The sequence below is a fragment of the Luteolibacter sp. genome (assembly GCF_058122085.1).
In genome coordinates this window covers 1-15,331 of the sequence record NZ_JBIKBQ010000022.1, presented here as the reverse complement: position 1 = coordinate 15,331, position 15,331 = coordinate 1, and the positions used below count along the sequence as shown (strand labels likewise).

The 15,331-nt window shown below is 60.8% G+C and carries 14 protein-coding genes and 1 pseudogene; 6 read left to right on the top strand and 9 right to left on the bottom strand.

Features of this window, described 5'->3' with window-relative positions; all coding sequences use genetic code 11:
• Positions 1–12 precede the first annotated feature (12 nt).
• The 9 genes from AC4DF4_RS04995 to AC4DF4_RS04955 form a co-directional block, all read right to left on the bottom strand.
• The gene (locus tag AC4DF4_RS04995; protein ID WP_490047011.1) at positions 13–672 is read right to left on the bottom strand and encodes an ATP-dependent Clp protease proteolytic subunit; all 660 of its coding nucleotides are present in this window, start codon (positions 670–672) and stop codon (positions 13–15) included.
• A 16-nt stretch (positions 673–688) separates the two neighbouring features.
• Positions 689–2,017, bottom strand: coding sequence for a trigger factor (tig, locus tag AC4DF4_RS04990; protein ID WP_490047010.1), 1,329 nt, complete (start codon positions 2,015–2,017; stop codon positions 689–691).
• Between the two features lie 85 nt (positions 2,018–2,102).
• Positions 2,103–2,948 (bottom strand): 4-(cytidine 5'-diphospho)-2-C-methyl-D-erythritol kinase, encoded by an 846-nt coding sequence (gene ispE / locus AC4DF4_RS04985; RefSeq protein WP_490047009.1) that lies wholly within the window; start codon positions 2,946–2,948, stop codon positions 2,103–2,105.
• On the bottom strand, positions 2,945–3,661 hold the full coding sequence (locus AC4DF4_RS04980) for a purine nucleoside phosphorylase YfiH/LACC1 family protein (protein ID WP_490047008.1): 717 nt from the start codon (positions 3,659–3,661) through the stop codon (positions 2,945–2,947). Before AC4DF4_RS04980 ends, ispE begins: the two co-directional genes overlap by 4 nt.
• Positions 3,662–3,691: 30 nt before the next feature.
• Positions 3,692–4,147, bottom strand: a complete 456-nt coding sequence (locus AC4DF4_RS04975) for a MarR family transcriptional regulator (RefSeq protein ID WP_490047007.1) — start codon at positions 4,145–4,147, stop codon at positions 3,692–3,694.
• Between the two features lie 129 nt (positions 4,148–4,276).
• Positions 4,277–4,666, bottom strand: a complete 390-nt coding sequence (locus AC4DF4_RS04970) for a hypothetical protein (protein ID WP_490047006.1) — start codon at positions 4,664–4,666, stop codon at positions 4,277–4,279.
• A 143-nt stretch (positions 4,667–4,809) separates the two neighbouring features.
• Entirely contained in the window at positions 4,810–5,568 is a 759-nt protein-coding gene (locus AC4DF4_RS04965; RefSeq protein ID WP_490047005.1) for a biotin--[acetyl-CoA-carboxylase] ligase, read from the bottom strand.
• A 3-nt stretch (positions 5,569–5,571) separates the two neighbouring features.
• Positions 5,572–6,420, bottom strand: coding sequence for a carboxylating nicotinate-nucleotide diphosphorylase (nadC, locus tag AC4DF4_RS04960; RefSeq protein WP_490047004.1), 849 nt, complete (start codon positions 6,418–6,420; stop codon positions 5,572–5,574).
• 28 nt (positions 6,421–6,448) lie between these two features.
• Positions 6,449–7,402 carry an AEC family transporter gene (locus AC4DF4_RS04955; protein ID WP_490047003.1) on the bottom strand — a complete coding sequence of 318 codons (954 nt, stop codon included), beginning with the start codon at positions 7,400–7,402 and terminating at the stop codon, positions 6,449–6,451.
• A 100-nt stretch (positions 7,403–7,502) separates the two neighbouring features.
• On the opposite strand from AC4DF4_RS04955, the gene guaB reads away from it, so the two are divergent.
• The 6 genes and pseudogenes from guaB to AC4DF4_RS04925 all read left to right on the top strand — a co-directional run.
• The gene (gene guaB / locus AC4DF4_RS04950; RefSeq protein WP_490047002.1) at positions 7,503–8,957 is read left to right on the top strand and encodes an IMP dehydrogenase; all 1,455 of its coding nucleotides are present in this window, start codon (positions 7,503–7,505) and stop codon (positions 8,955–8,957) included.
• Between the two features lie 12 nt (positions 8,958–8,969).
• On the top strand, positions 8,970–10,493 hold the full coding sequence (guaA, locus tag AC4DF4_RS04945; protein ID WP_490047001.1) for a glutamine-hydrolyzing GMP synthase: 1,524 nt from the start codon (positions 8,970–8,972) through the stop codon (positions 10,491–10,493).
• A gap of 108 nt (positions 10,494–10,601) precedes the next feature.
• Entirely contained in the window at positions 10,602–11,897 is a 1,296-nt protein-coding gene (hisS, locus tag AC4DF4_RS04940) for a histidine--tRNA ligase (protein WP_490047000.1), read from the top strand.
• A 35-nt stretch (positions 11,898–11,932) separates the two neighbouring features.
• A complete protein-coding gene (locus tag AC4DF4_RS04935; protein WP_490046999.1) occupies positions 11,933–12,340 on the top strand; it encodes a GxxExxY protein in 408 nt (135 codons plus the stop codon).
• A gap of 67 nt (positions 12,341–12,407) precedes the next feature.
• Complete coding sequence (gene aspS, locus AC4DF4_RS04930; protein WP_490046998.1) at positions 12,408–14,207, top strand: aspartate--tRNA ligase; 1,800 nt, start codon at positions 12,408–12,410, stop codon at positions 14,205–14,207.
• Between the two features lie 262 nt (positions 14,208–14,469).
• Positions 14,470–15,204: pseudogene (locus tag AC4DF4_RS04925) on the top strand (class I SAM-dependent DNA methyltransferase); the annotation flags it as partial.
• Positions 15,205–15,331 lie beyond the last annotated feature (127 nt).

Sequence of the window (15,331 nt, the reverse complement as noted above, 5' to 3'; positions counted from 1 at the left end):
AATTCAGCGGGATCAAGCTTCAGGCTTTTTCTCCTCGATGGCCGCGACGACGGTGTCCGGCAGCTGTTTGCGGCTTTCGAGGACTTTGTCCACGAGACCGTAGGCGACGGATTGCTCGGCGGTCATGTAATTGTCGCGGTCCGAGTCGTTTTCGACCTGCTCGATGGATTTGCCGGTGTGAAAGGCAAGGATTCCATTGAGGCGCTTCTTGAGATTGAACATGAAGCCGATGGTGCGCTCGACGTCGGAAGCCGTTCCCTGCGCGCCGCCGGAAACCTGGTGGATCATGACGTGGGAGTTCGGCAGGCAGAAACGTTTGCCCTTGGTGCCGGCGGTGAGGAGCACCGAGCCCATGGATGCGGCGATGCCGATGCAGTAGGTGTTCACGTCGCAGGTGAGGAATTGCATCGTGTCATACATCGCGAGGCCGGCGGTGACGGAGCCGCCGGGGGAGTTGATGTAAATGTGGATGTCCTTTTTCGGGTCCTGCATTTGCAGGAACAGTAGCTGGGCGATCACCGAGTTGGCGACGAAGTCATCGATCGGCGTGCCGATGAAGATGATGCGGTCCTTGAGGAGGCGCGAGTAGATGTCGAACGAGCGCTCGCCGCGCGCGTCCTGCTCGATGACGACGGGGACGTAGTAGCTGTTGCGCGGGGCGGATGAGCTCATGGAAGGTGATTGGAAGTTAGTCATTGATGGGGGTTTCTGCGGATTCGACTACATTCGCGTGCTCGACGAGGAAGTCAATGGTCTTGCCGATGGTCATCGAGCTGCGGATGTTCTGGATGCGGCCGGCGCGTTGCATGTCCTTGATGAATTTTTTCGGGGCGACTTTGCGCTGGGTCGCGATTTGGGCGAGATGATTGATCAGCTCGGAGTCGGACACGGTGATTTTTTCAATCCGCGCGATTTCCTGGAGGATGAAGTTGGTGCGGAGGTTGGAGACGGCTTGTTGGCCGGCGCTGGCGAAGATTTCGTCCTGTTGGGATTCGATCTCGCCTTCGGTCATGCCGGACTGGACTCCGCGTTTCACCATGGCGTCGGCCTGGCTTTGCGTTTCCTGGGTGATGAGTTCTTCCGGCAGCTCGAAATCGACCTGTGCGTTGAAGTGCGCGACGATCTGGTTCACTTTCATGTCCGAGATTTTGCGGTCGCGTTCGCCGGCCATGTTATCGCGGATGATTTCCTTGATGTCGGCCATCGTTTTGCCGGGGGCGAGGCGGTTGGCCATCTCGTCGTCGAGGGCGGGAAGGATGGCTTCCTTGAGTTCCTTGAGGACGGTTTGGAAAACGATTTCCTTGTTGGCGAGTTCGCTGACCGGGAAATCTTCGGGAAGGGTGATGGTGATTTCACGGGAATCGTCGGCATTCATGCCGACTAGCTGACCGGCGAATCCGGGAAGGAAGGCCTTTTCATCGAGGCGGACCCAGAAGCCTTCGCGGCCGGTGAGGTAGCCGGCGGGTTTGCCGAGGAATTCCTCGGTCGGTTTGCCTTCGACGGTCGAGGTGTAGTCGATGACGGCGAAGTCGCCCATGGCGGCGGGGCGGCCTTCGATGGCGTTGAAATCTGCGAAACGCTCCTGGAGCGCGGTGAGCTGGGCTTCGATTTCCTCGTCCGGCACCGCGAGCGGCGGGACGGTCACGCTGACGCCCTTGTATTCAGGGACAGTGACTTCGGGCGCGAGAGTGAGCTTGGCGACGAAAGTGATGCTGCCGTCCGGGTGGGTGGTGACGTCTTCCGGCACGCCGAAGTCGAGGACGTGGAGGGACTCCTGTTTGAGGGCTTCGTCGTAGGCCTCGTTGATGAGCGCGCCGTTGAGTTCCTCGGCGATTTCCTTTTGGAAGCGCTTTTCGACAACCGTGCGTGGCGCTTTGCCGGGGCGGAAGCCGGGGACGCGGGCCTTGCTGGCATAGCCTCTGACGATTTGCTCGCGCTCGCCTTGGACTTTGTCCGCTGGAATTTCAACGCGAAGGGTGGCGACGCACTTTGGCAACTTTTCGACAACAATGTTCATGATAAATTGGACCGACTTCGGCGTCGGGACGGGCAACCTAGAGGGAAGCGTCGTTACTTGTCAAACGAGGCGTGCATTTTATGACTCAGTCCGGTCCTTCGGTCCGGCCCGCCCAATGCCACAGGCCGGGATCGAGTTCGTGGCGGGCGGATTTGGCGAGGGCGTCCGCATCGGCTCCGTCATTCAGGACTGCGAAAACCGTGGAACCGGAGCCGCTCATCAGCGCGGCGGCGGTTTCCCTGCGTGCGAGCAGCCATTGCTTGAGCTCGGCGAGGAAGCGGTGTTTTTCGAAAACGGGACGCTCGAGATCGTTTGAAAGCAAAACGCCCTCGATGTCCTGAGCGGCGTAACGCACGCCGGGAAGCTCCAGCGATTGTTTCCATCGGCCGTAAGCGTCCGGCGTCGGGACGCTGAAGGATGGCTTGAGGAGCAAGACCGTCATGGGCGGGGGAGAGGGGACGGGTTCGATTTTTTCCCCGCGTCCGGTGCAGCGGGAGGCTCCGGTGGTGAGGAAAAACGGGATGTCCGAGCCGAGCGACGCGGCGAGTTCGTGCATGGAATCCACGCTGAGCTTGAAATCATGGAGCCGGTTCAATCCCAGCAAGGTCATGGCGGCGTCGCTGCTGCCACCGCCGAGCCCGGCACCGTGGGGGATGGCTTTCTTGAGCGAAATCTCGCAGCGGCAGTGGATTCCGGCGGCGGACTCGTAGGCTCGCACGGCTTTCACGACGAGATTTCCCTCATCGCCGGGGACGCTTGGGTCGTCACATTTGAAGGCAAATGCGTCGGCTTGCCTGAACTCGAGCTCGTCGGCCAAACCGGGCAGTTTCACCATCAACGTGTCAATTTCATGAAATCCGTCGTCGCGCTTGCCGAGCACGCGCAACGAGAGATTTAGCTTGGCGGGAGCTTGGAGAGTGAAGGTGTTCATGGGAGGAAATCGCGGACAATGAGCGCCATCATGCGGCCGGTTTTGCCAAGTTCCCGACGATAGCTGTAAAAATGTTCCAAGTCGGCGGCGGTGTTGAGCCCGCAGTCGGAAAAGTCGGCGATACCGGCGCGGGCGGCCTGGTGGCCGATTTCAGCTGCGAAATCCACGTCGTAGTCGGGCTTGCGGATGCACGGGCTGAGCACGGCGGTGACGTCTTCGGCGCGCGTGCCGAATTGCGCGGCCATCACGTCGAGTGCGGCTTCGAAAATATTCCCTTCGGTGCCTTTTTTCCCCGAATGTAGCAGCCCGATCGCGCCCGACTTGCGGTCCGCGAGCCAGATGGCACCGCAGTCCGCCGCGTAAATCGCAAGCACGATTCCCTGTTTGCAGGTAATCAATCCATCGACGCCCGGAACGACCGGCAGTCCGTCGGGCGCGAGGATTTGCGGACTTCCGGGGACGACCGCCACGGAAACGCCGTGAACTTGCTCCGCGCGCCACCATTCCGCGGATGCTCCGGCGAAATCGGCCACCGCGGCGGCATGATGCGGGCGCAGCAAATTCATCGCCTCATCCCGGTCGCCGGTGATGGGCAAGTCCGCCACGCGCCCGACCCAAGCGGCGCGGACGCCGGGGATCGAATTGAGCGGGTCTAGAAAGGGGAACGCCTCCGTCACCCGGGGACGGTAACGGAGGCGCTGAGGATTCGCCAAGCTGGTTTATTCAGAGGAGAAAACTATTGATCACGCGATCGCGCGGCCACTGATGGCGCGCTTCGTGTGTTCAACGGTTTCCGCCTGGTCTTCATCCATTCCAGCCAGAATACCCACCAGGTCGTTCGCGATTTCCGTGCGCATCTTCGAAACGAGTTCGATTCCTTTAACGGTGATGCGGACCATGATTTTACGGCGATCTTCGGCGGCGTGGACTCGCTCAACGTAGGACAGTTTCTCCAACCGATCGACTAGGCCGGTGGCCGCGGCGGTCGAGTGGCCCATCTTTTTCGCAATGTCGGACATCGTGAGATATTCTTCGCTGGATAGGTAGGTTAGGAGGAAGAACTGCGGGAACGAGACGTTCCCTTTGTTGAGTTCTGTTGACAGGTTTAGGATGCAGCTCCGCTGTGTAAACAGGACGAAGTCAGCAAGACGGTCCGCGTCGGCTTTCACCGAAGCGCCCGAGGCGTTAATTGTTTTCATTATGGCTGGTTGTAGTGTTCATGTTTCGGGACATGTAAGGGGGCACAGCCATTGCGAAAGAGAAGCTACCCGGCTTCCCGGATAGTAATCAACTCTAAAATTAAATATTTTATGGCTGTGCTCAATTTCTCAAGCGGGACTTTTTGAAAATACATAGAGCCAAGAGGTTTTGGAAGCAAATAATTCACGAAAAGTTAATTTTTTTTGAACATTTTCCGGAAGCGCTTCGGTCTGAGGTTGAGGCAGTTCGGGAGTTGTTAACAGCTCCGCAGGCTTGGCGACATGCTGGGAATAGACGGCGTCGCCCACTTCGACGGTGCCGGATTGGAGGTCGGCCGCGGCGAATTCGCCGAGGGTTTCGCCGGTGGTCCGGAGGTTCGCGGTCCGGTCATCCGGGCCGCGGGTGGTGAGAATTCGGCCGGACTCGATATTCCATTTGCCATAACTTTGAATCAAAACGAAGCGCCGGTCCGCAGGAATAGAGGCGACGCGGCCCACCAGTTTGGGGCCTTCCTGCACGGATTTTACGGGCTCGGGCTTTTCCGATTGGGTGGAGGCGCAGGAGGAAATGACAAGGCAGGAGAACGCTGCGAGCAGGACGGCAGGATTCAGTTTCATGAAGGGAGCTTGGTGTCGCTTGGTTTGAAAAGAAACCTGGGATTTCATGGCGGCAGCAATCGCACCTCGTCGGCTTGGATCAGGCGCTCGAGCCCGTGCTCGCTGCGGAGCAGCAGTTCGCCGCCCGCCGCGATGCCCTCGACGATGCCGATTCTCGGTCCGCTCGCGGTGGTCAGGCTCACCCGTTTTCCCGTCAAAACGCAGCGCAGCCGCACGGCGGAGAGCAATTCCTCGAAATCATGGCTGATTTGGCGCCGCCGTCCGGCGAATTTCCGGATGATCGCCCCCAGCACCTCGGCGCGGGAAAATACCTGCGCGGTTTCGAGCTGGAGCGAGGTCGCGATTTCCGAAACTTCGGGCGGGAAGCCGGTGGTGTTGACGTTCAGGCCGATCCCGACGACCGCGAAATCCGATCCGGCTTCGACGAGGATTCCCGCCGTCTTCCGGTGCCCGATCCAGACGTCGTTGGGCCATTTGATGCCAGCTTGCGGTCCGAAGGTTTCCACCGCCTCCGCCACCGCGAGCCCGGCGGCGAGCGCGAACCGCGGCCACAGGGATTTCGGCTCCTGCGGGCGGATGAGAATTGAAAACGCGAGCGATTCCCCGGCGGGGGAAAACCATGCGGCTCCGCGCCGTCCGCGGCCGGCGGTCTGGCGCTCGGCGAGGACGATGAGCCCGTCCGCGGCTCCCGCCTGCGCGAGCATGCGGACTTCGTCGTTGGTGGACTCCACCGATTCGCGGACCAGCAAGCGGAACGGTTCGGGGAAATCCGCGGCGACCGCGGGGAAATCTTGGGGAGTCATCGGCTAGAGGGTTTCGAAATCCAGTCCGACGTCGAGCGCCGGAGCCGAGTGGGTCAGGGCACCTATGGAAATGAAATCCACTCCGGTTTCTGCGATCTCACGCAGCGTTTCCAAAGTGACGCCGCCGCTGGCTTCGAGCTGCGGTTTGCCGCGTTCTCCGCGCATTTCCACGGCCGCGCGCAATTCCTCCAAGCTCATGTTATCCAGCAGAATGAAATCAACGCCGTCCATCGCGAGGAAGGTCCGGACTTGCTCAATGCTGTCCGCTTCCAGTTCGACCTCGACTCCGGGGCTGTCCGACTTGAGTTGGTCGATCGCCGCTTGGATCGCTTCGGTTCCGCCCTCGGCGACTAAGTGGTTGTCCTTCACCATCGCGCGGTCGTAGAGGCCGAGCCGGTGATTGGTGCCGCCGCCGTCGCGCACGGCATTTTTCTCCAGCAAGCGGTAACCCGGCGTCGTCTTCCGGGTGTCCAGAATCCGGGCGCGGGTGCCTTTCACTTGCTCCACGTAGCGGGCGGTCAGCGTGGCAACTCCGCTGAGGTGTTGGAGGAAATTCAGGGCTGTCCGCTCGGCGGTTAAAATAGACCGGGCGGAGCCTTCCACCCGGATCAACAGTGCCCCGGCAGCCACGCGGCTGCCGTCGGAAATGAGGATTTCCACCACCAGCGAGGGATCGGCCGTGCTGAAAACCCGCGCTGCCAGTTCGACTCCGGACACCACGCCGTCCTTGCGCACCGCCACGAACGCGCAGGCCCGGCGCTCTTCCGGGATGAAATAAAGTGACGTGACATCGCCACTGCCGATGTCTTCGGCGAGCGCGAGGTCGATGAGAATGGCGGAGTGGTCGGTCATCTTCGTGATTCAATGCCATCCGGCTTGCTCATGGCAACAAGGCTTTCAGCCCGATCCACTCGCTCCCCCACGTGATGATCCACGGCAGCGTGAGCAAACTGAGCACCGTCGTCGCGATCACGATTTGCACCGCAACCGCAGGCCGCCCGCCATACATCCGCGCCAGTAGAATCGCCGACATCCCCGCCGGCATCGCCGCCTGCACCACCAGCACCTGCCGCAGCTCCACCGGCAGCGGGAAAAATTTCGCCGCCGCCAGAATCGCCATCGGTGCGAGGATCAGCCGCACCAGCGCGCCGCCCGCGAGCACCCGCCAGTTCGGTTTTTCCGTGCCCGCCAGATCCATCATCGTGCAGCCCGTGATCAGGATCGCCAGTGGAAACGCCCCCACGCCGATCAGCGAAATTACCTTCCTTGCCGGCCCTGCCACTTGGTCGTCCAACCCCACCGCCACCAGCGCCAGCCCGATGACCACCGCGATGATCGGGCCGTTGATCAGCCGCCGCCATGGAATTCCCGGCTCGCCGCTCATGATCATGATACCCACCGACCAAATCGCGATTTCCACCCCGATGTTGTGCACGAAAAGCAAGGCCAGCGCGCCCGTTCCCCATAAAATCTCAAGCACCGGAGCCGCCGTGAAACCGAAATTCTGACAGCCCGCGCTCGGCGCGAAAGTCCTCATCCCGGTCCCGCGTTCCAGCCCGATCAAGCGGCCCACCGCCAGCCCGATCACGATTCCCGCCATGATCAGTCCGAACCCGAGCGCGATCGACCACAGCACCACCGACCCGCTCCGCAGCACCGCGCTTCCCAGGATTTTATCCAGGATGAAACACGGCAGCATCACTGTGTAAACCACTCGCATCACTCCGGTGTCATGCTCCGAGCGGAGCACGCCCGTCCGGCGCAAAACCGCCCCTGCGACGATCAGTAAATACACCGGCAGCACCGATGCGATAACGGCACCGGGCGAAATCACCCTGCCAAACTCCCGGTCCCGCCCCGCCCGTGCAAGCCCATAATCGCGCGCTTTTTGGATTCGGACTTGCGCCCGGAAAAGCGCTTCTATTGACTCCGCCATGGCAGAGATTTCTCTCGGACTTTCATTTGACGACGTGCTTCTGGTGCCGGCTTTGAGCTCGGTTTTGCCCGGGGAGGCGGATCTTTCCACGCACGTCACGGCGGGTATTCCGTTGTTTCTTCCGGTCGTTTCGGCGGCCATGGACACGGTTTCCGAGCACGATCTGGCGATCGCCCTCGCCCGCGAGGGCGGCATGGGCGTCATCCACCGCGCCTGCCCGATCGACGAGCAGGCGGCGATGGTTTACCGGGTGAAACGCTCGGAAAACGCCGTCATCCAGAAGCCCCACACCGTCCGCAAGCAGGACACCGTGGACCACGTCCGCGCGATCATGGCGAAGAACGGCTTCTCCGGATTTCCCGTGATCAATGCCGACGGCCACCTCGAAGGCATGGTCACCGGTCGCGATGTCCGCTACCTCGACCGCCTCGACGCGATCGTCGCCGACGTGATGACGCCGCGTGAGAAATTGATCACCGCGCCGGGCAACACGAGCCTCGAGGAAGCGCGCCGCATCCTCTATCAAAACAGGATTGAGAAACTCCCGCTCGTCGATTCGGACGGCCGTCTCGTCGGACTCATCACCGGCTCCGACATCGAGAAGCGCATCACTTTCACCAACGCCGCCAAGGACGCTAACGGCCAGCTCCGCTGCGGTGCCGCCGTGGGCGTGGGACCGGATTGCCTCGACCGCGGTCGCGTGCTGATCGACGCCGGCGCGGACGCGCTGTTTATCGATGCCGCCACCGGTCACACCCGTCACGTGATGGAAGTGATCGGAAAACTCCGCGCGCTTTCCAACGTGCCGGTCGTCGCCGGCAACGTCGTCACCGAGCAAGGCGCGCGCGATCTCGTCGCGGCCGGAGCCAGCGCCGTGAAAGTCGGCGTCGGTCCGGGATCGATCTGCACCACCCGCGTCATTTCCGGCGTCGGCATGCCGCAGTTCACCGCCATTCAAAACGTCGCCGGCGTCTGCCGCGAGCACGGCGTGAAAGTCATCGCCGACGGCGGCATCCGCTACTCCGGCGACATCGTCAAGGCGCTCGCCGCCGGTGCCGACCTCGTCATGTTAGGATCGCTTCTGGCAGGCACCCGCGAAAGCCCCGGTCAGACGGTGCAGTCGCAGGGCCGCCGTTTCAAAACCTACCGCGGCATGGGTTCCATCGGAGCCATGCAAAAAGGCGCGGGCGACCGCTACGGCCAGAACAGCTCCGGCAAGCTCGTCGCGGAAGGCGTCGAAGGCCGCGTCCCTTACAAAGGCCCGTTGTCCGATGTCATCTTCCAACTCATGGGCGGCCTCAAGTCCGGCATGGGCTACATCGGCGCCGCCACCATCACCGAACTCCGCGAGCGCGCCAATTTCGTCCGCGTCACCGCCGGCGGCCTGCGCGAAAGCCACGTCCATGACATCGTCATGACCGAGGAACCCACCAACTATCAACCTCTCAGCTAAGACTCTTTTTCCATGCACGATACCAATCACGTCGCCGTTCTCGATTTCGGCTCCCAATACACCCAGCTCATCGTCCGCCGCGTGCGCGAGCTCGGTTACTTCGCCAAGCTTTACGCGATCGAGGATTTCCCCGACATCGGCAAACCCGGCGCCATCATTCTATCCGGCGGCCCGAAAAGCACCAGCGAGGCGGACGCGCCCGACCTCGATTTCGAAGCGCTCAAGGCCTTCGATGTCCCGGTCCTCGGCGTCTGTTATGGGATGCAGCTGCTGAACATCAAGTTCGGCGGCAGCGTGGAAACCAGCAACCGCCGCGAATACGGCCCGGCCAATTTGTTCCCCGCCGAGTGCGCGGGACTTTACGAAGGCGTCTCCCCTTCATCGCAAGTCTGGATGAGCCACTCGGACACCGTGAAAATCCTGCCGGAAGGCGCGAGGATCATCGCCAAAAACCAGCACGGCACGCCGGTCTCGCTGCAATGGAACGACAAATTCTTCGGCATCCAGTTCCACCCGGAAGTCACGCACAGCCACGAGGGCCTGCGCATCCTCCACAATTTCCTGCTCAACGCCAGCCACCTGCTGCCGTTCCGGATTGATGATTTCAAGCGCGAGATCATCGACGGCATCCGCGAGAAAATCGGCAACAAGCAAATCGTCTGCGGCGTCTCCGGCGGCGTGGACAGCACCGTGCTTGCCGTACTGCTTCACGAGGCCGGCGCGAATGTCAGGGCGATCTTCGTCGATCACGGGCTGATGCGCAAAAACGAGGGCGAGGAAGTCCGCAACAATTTCCACCGCATGGGCGTGCCCATCGAAACGGTCGATTGCGCGGAGCGATTCCTCAAGGCGCTCGAAGGCGTGGACGACCCCGAGAAAAAACGCATCATCATCGGCAACCTGTTCATCGACGTCTTTTGGGATTCCGTCGGCGATGCCGAAATGCTCGCCCAAGGCACGCTCTATCCAGACGTCATCGAAAGCGCGTCCAACGCGAAATCCAAGGCCTCGAAGATCAAGACCCACCACAACCGCGTGGACCGGATTCTCGAACTCCAGGCGCAAGGCAAGGTCCTCGAACCGTTAGCCGAGCTCTTCAAGGATGAGGTCCGCGAACTCGGCGCTTCGTTAGGCATTGCCCACGACATCCTCCAGCGCCACCCGTTCCCCGGCCCCGGCCTGGCCGTGCGCTGCCCCGGAATTGTCACCGAAGACCGCCTCCACATCATCCGCGAGTGCGACGCCATCTTCATCGGGAAACTCAAGGAACACGGCTGGTATGACAAGGTCTGGCAGGCATACGCCGGCCTCATCCCGGTCAAAACCGTCGGCGTCAAAGGCGACGAGCGCAGCTACGAGTGGGCCATCACGCTCCGCGCCGTGGTTTCCGAAGACGCGATGACCGCCGACTGGGTCGAGCTCCCGCCGATCATCCTCCGCGAGACCAGCCACCGCATTCTCAACGAGGTGAAGGGCATCAACCGGGTGCTCTACGACGTCTCCACCAAGCCGCCCGCCAGCATCGAGTGGGAATAAAGTGTCCCGGCTGCCTCAGTCGGTCTTCATAGCCCCGGTATCCGGCCAATAGTCGCTGCAATCCCGCCTTGAAATGCTGGAAACGGCGTGCATCCTCGCCGCCCGCCCATGGCAGGACCTACTTTCCAAGCACTTCCAGGATTCCGCGACTTCACTCCCCGTGAATGCGCGGTGCGCAATTATTTGTTCGAAACCTGGCGCGGCGTGGCCCGCCGCTGCGGTTATGTCGAATACGAAACCCCCGTTTTGGAGGACACTGCACTCTATCTGAAAAAGTCCGGCGGCGAGCTTTCCTCGCAGCTTTTCCGCTTCGAGGACCAGGGCGGTCGCGATGTCACGCTCCGTCCGGAAGTCACCGCCTCGCTCGCGCGGATCGTCGCCCAGCACCAGCGGGATTTCCCGAAGCCGCTCAAGTGGTTCGAGATCGGCCAGTGTTTCCGCTACGAAAAACCGCAGAAGGGCAGGGGGCGCGAGTTCCATCAGTTCAACGTCGATATCCTCGGCGAAGGCGGACCCGCCGCCGATGCGGAACTCATTTCCCTGGCGATCGAAACGATGCTTTCCTTCGGCTTCGTCGCCGGTGACTTCGTCGTCCGCGTCTCCGACCGGATGGCCTGGATCGACTTCGCCGCCGCTAACGGAATTCCCGAAGAAAGCATCCCGGATTTCCTCGGCATCATCGACAAGATCGAGCGCGAGAAACCCGACGTGCTTGAGCAAAAACTCGCCGCGTTCTCCCTAACGCCCGACGGCGTCCGCGCCTTCATCGCGGATCCTGCCAACGCTTCCTCCGCCTATCTAGCAATTCGCGAGGACCTCGCCGCCCGCGGCTTCGCCGGGTTCATCGAGCTGGATCTCTCCATTGTCCGCGGCCTCGCTTATTATACCGGCGTGGTTTTCGAGGTGTTCGATGCCAAGAAATCGATGCGCGCCGTCGCCGGCGGCGGTCGCTACGACACACTCATTTCCACCATCTCCGACGGCGCCGTGGACATGCCCGCCACCGGATTCGCGATGGGCGACTACGTCATCCGCAATCTCATCGAGGAAACGACCCACACCGCGATGCAGATGGAAGTCTGGCTCCAGCGCAACGCCGCCGCCTGCGACATCTACGTCGTTGTCGCGGACGAAACGAAGCGCGCCGAATCACTCCAGCTCGTCACCAGCCTCCGCCGCGCCGGGATTTCCGTCGATCTACCGATGGGAAATCCCAAGGTCGCCAAGCAATTCCAAAGCGCCGAAAAATGCGGTGCCCGTTTCGCCCTCATCGTCGGCGAAGAGTATCCCCATCTCAAACTGAAAATCCTCGCCAGCCGCATCGAAGAGTCCGGCACCGCCGAGACCGCCATCGACTGGCTCACCGACCGCCTCCTCCAACCCGACGGGCCTTTACTGGCATGAAGAGGGAAGAGGATTTTAACCGCAGATGAACGCAGATGGACGCGGATTTTTCATATAAGAAGGAGACCGATGCCATTATTGGCTCTGCGTTTGATGTGTTGAATGAGATCGGTCACGGGTTTCATGAGAAGCCCTATGAAAATTCTCTAGTGGTGGAATTCGGCTATAGAAACATTCCGTTTCTCCAGCAACCCCGCTATCCGCTCATTTATCGTGGAGTCCAAGTTTCGGAATATGTCCCTGATTTGATCGCCTTTGAACTTGTGATCGTAGATACGAAAGTCATCGAACGCATCACCGACCACGAAATCGGCCAAATGCTCAATTACCTAAGAATCACGGAACTCCCCGTTCGCCTGATTCTCAATTTTAAAAATTCCAAACTCGAATTCCGCAGGGTAGTCGCGACCACCCAAAATTTCATCCGCCGCAAAGCCCCGTAAATCTTTCTCTTATCAACGTCCAGCTGCGTTCATCTGCGGTTAAAAAAATCTTCAATTCCTTTCCAACATGCGCACTCATCATTGCAACGAACTCCGCGACTCCCACATCGATCAAACCGTCACGCTCATCGGCTGGGTGAATTCCGCCCGCGACCACGGCGGCGTCATTTTCATCGACCTGCGTGACCGCGAGGGACTCACCCAGTGCGTCTTCCATCCCGAGGAAAATCCCGAGGTTTCCGCTCTATCACACACGCTGCGCGAGGAAGATGTCGTGCAAGTGAAAGGCCGCGTTTCCAAGCGTCTCGAAGGTTCGGAAAACGCCAAGATCGACACCGGCGCGATTGAAATCGTCGCCACCGGACTGACCATCGTCAACAAGGCGGACGTGTTGCCGTTCCAACTCGACAAGGAGCTCTCCAACGAAGACCTGCGGATGAAGTACCGCTACCTCGACCTGCGCCGCCCGCGCATGAACAAGAACATCCGCCAGCGCAGCCTGATCACCTCCGCCGCCCGCCGCTACCTCGACGACTCCGGTTTCTACGAAATCGAAACGCCGATTCTATCCAACCCGACGCCGGAAGGCGCCCGCGATTTCCTCGTGCCGTCGCGCCTCAACCCCGGCCGCTTCTACGCCCTGCCGCAAGCGCCGCAGCAATACAAACAACTGCTGATGGTCGCCGGCATGGAGAAGTATTTCCAGATCGCCCGCTGCTTCCGCGATGAGGACCTGCGTGCCGACCGGCAACCGGAATTCACCCAGATCGACATCGAGGCCAGCTTCGTCAACCAGGATGACATCATCAAACTGGTCGAAGGCCTGCTAGGTTCGATGTTCAATGCCGGTCTCGGCATCGAGGTGCCCGCCAGTTTCCCGCGCATGACCTACGCCGACGCAATGGACATCTACGGCTCCGACAAACCGGACACCCGTTTCGAGATGAAAATTACCGACCTCGGCGACGTCTTCGCGACCACCGAATTCAAGATCTTCCGCAGCATCCTCGACGGCGGCGGCGTGGTTAGGGCCATCAACGCCAAGGGCTTCGCCATCATCACCACCGGCCAGATGAACCGCCTCAACGAGATCGCGGTGCAAGCCGGACTCCCGGTGAAAAACCTCGCTTTCATCAAACTCGAAAACGGCGAATACAAGAGCCCGCTCTGGAAGATCTTCACCGACTCGGAAAAGGCCAACGTCGTTTCCAAGCTCGACCTCGCGGAGGGCGACATCGTCTTCTTCGCCGCCGGATCGCGCGACAGCGTCAGCACCATCCTCGGCCGCGTCCGCTCGGAATGCGCCGTGATGATGGAGCTCAACAAGGACTCCACCGCCTTCAACTTCCTCTGGGTGGTGGATTTCCCGCTGCTCGCCCACGACGAGGAAACCGGCCACTGGGGCGCGGTGCACCATCCCTTCACCCGCCCGCATCCGGAAGACATGAAGAAACTCGAAGCCGGTGATTTCGCCAACGTCCGCGCCGTAGCCTACGACGTGGTGCTCAACGGTTATGAACTCGGCGGCGGCTCGATCCGGATTCACGAAAAGGACCTTCAGGCGAAAATGTTCGAGGTGCTCGGCGTGGGGCCGGAAGAACAGCAAATCAAGTTCGGCCACATCCTCGACGCCTTCCGCTTCGGCGCGCCACCACACGGTGGGCTCGCGCTCGGTCTCGACCGCATCGCCATGCTGGTGGCCGGTGAGGACAGCATCCGCGAGGTCATCGCCTTCCCGAAAAACAACAAGGGCGCGGACCTCATGGCCCACAGCCCCTGCCAGATCGGCCCCAAGGAACTGCGCGAGGTTTACGTGCAATCCACCTGGAAGGACCCGAAACTCAGCGCGGAAAAAGCGATTCAATAAGGAGCCGCGACATTCCTGTCGCGAGCCAATGGGATGCGGAAGCACTGCGCCCAAAGCACATCCCTTCCGCTATCCATTGGCCAGCCAGGAGGGGCGAAACATATTCGCCCATGTCCATGGACCTGGCAATGAGAGGAGCGGATGCACGGTTCATTGACTTTTCATGGGCGGCGGCGGACGCGTTCCGCCGCTCCTACTCCAACACGCGGACCAAGGATTGCCGCCCCCGCAGCCGTCTGCCTTACTCCGGCAGTAACGCTTCATGACTGACCACTCCCTGCAAGACATCCAGAAAATCGAGTCCTCGCTCTGGGAGGCCGCCGACCAGCTCCGGGCCAACTCAAAACTCACTTCCAGCGAGTATTGCATGCCCATCCTCGGCATCATTTTCCTGCGTCACGCCACGAACCGCTACAACGCCGTGATGGAGCGGATCGCCGGGGAAAAGGCCAGCGGCAAGCTCCCCAAAGGCCTGCCCATCACCAAGGCCCACTTCGTTAGCCGCCGGGCGCTGATGTTGCCGAAGATGGCCCGCTATGATGAATTGCTGCGGCTTCCCTCCGGCAGCGATCTCGGCACCGCGCTGGTCGCGGCCATGGGTGCCATCGAGAAGGACTTCGAGCCGCTCTCCGGCCAACTGCCGAAGGATTACGAGAAATTCGACAACGACCTGCTCGAGTCCATGCTGCGCACCTTCGACAGCGAACCGCTGCGCTAGGCGTCCGGCGATGTCTTCGGCCGGATCTACGAGTATTTCCTGATGAAATTCGCCCTCCAGGGTGCCCAGGACAATGGCGAGTTCTTCACGCCGCCCTCCCTCGTCCAGCTTATCGTCAACGTCATCGAGCCGAACCACGGCGTCGTCGCCGATCTCGCCTGCGGGTCCGCCGGGATGTTCGTGCAGTCCAGCCACTTCATCGAGGAAAGCGGCGGGCGGACGATGGACAAGGTCACCTTCTACGGTCAGGAAAAAACCGCGACCACCATCCGGCTGGCGCCACGGCATTTTCTTTTTGAATGAAATCCCCCCAGCGCATCCCGATTCTAAGAAAATCCTAAACAAGGCATCCCATTTCGTCTCTGTTTGGCTCGCATGAAAGCCATACTCGACGACAACACGATGG

What these genes read in the sequence shown, in the direction of transcription:
- AC4DF4_RS04995 (WP_490047011.1), bottom strand. Translation starts at nt 672, where the DNA reads ATGAGCTCATCCGCCCCGCGCAACAGCTACTACGTCCCCGTCGTCATC.
- tig (WP_490047010.1), bottom strand. Translation starts at nt 2,017, where the DNA reads ATGAACATTGTTGTCGAAAAGTTGCCAAAGTGCGTCGCCACCCTTCGC.
- ispE (WP_490047009.1), bottom strand. Translation starts at nt 2,948, where the DNA reads ATGAACACCTTCACTCTCCAAGCTCCCGCCAAGCTAAATCTCTCGTTG.
- AC4DF4_RS04975 (WP_490047007.1), bottom strand. Translation starts at nt 4,147, where the DNA reads ATGAAAACAATTAACGCCTCGGGCGCTTCGGTGAAAGCCGACGCGGAC.
- AC4DF4_RS04965 (WP_490047005.1), bottom strand. Translation starts at nt 5,568, where the DNA reads ATGACTCCCCAAGATTTCCCCGCGGTCGCCGCGGATTTCCCCGAACCG.
- nadC (WP_490047004.1), bottom strand. Translation starts at nt 6,420, where the DNA reads ATGACCGACCACTCCGCCATTCTCATCGACCTCGCGCTCGCCGAAGAC.
- guaB (WP_490047002.1), top strand. Translation starts at nt 7,503, where the DNA reads ATGGCAGAGATTTCTCTCGGACTTTCATTTGACGACGTGCTTCTGGTG.
- guaA (WP_490047001.1), top strand. Translation starts at nt 8,970, where the DNA reads ATGCACGATACCAATCACGTCGCCGTTCTCGATTTCGGCTCCCAATAC.
- hisS (WP_490047000.1), top strand. Translation starts at nt 10,602, where the DNA reads ATGGCAGGACCTACTTTCCAAGCACTTCCAGGATTCCGCGACTTCACT.
- AC4DF4_RS04935 (WP_490046999.1), top strand. Translation starts at nt 11,933, where the DNA reads ATGGACGCGGATTTTTCATATAAGAAGGAGACCGATGCCATTATTGGC.
- aspS (WP_490046998.1), top strand. Translation starts at nt 12,408, where the DNA reads ATGCGCACTCATCATTGCAACGAACTCCGCGACTCCCACATCGATCAA.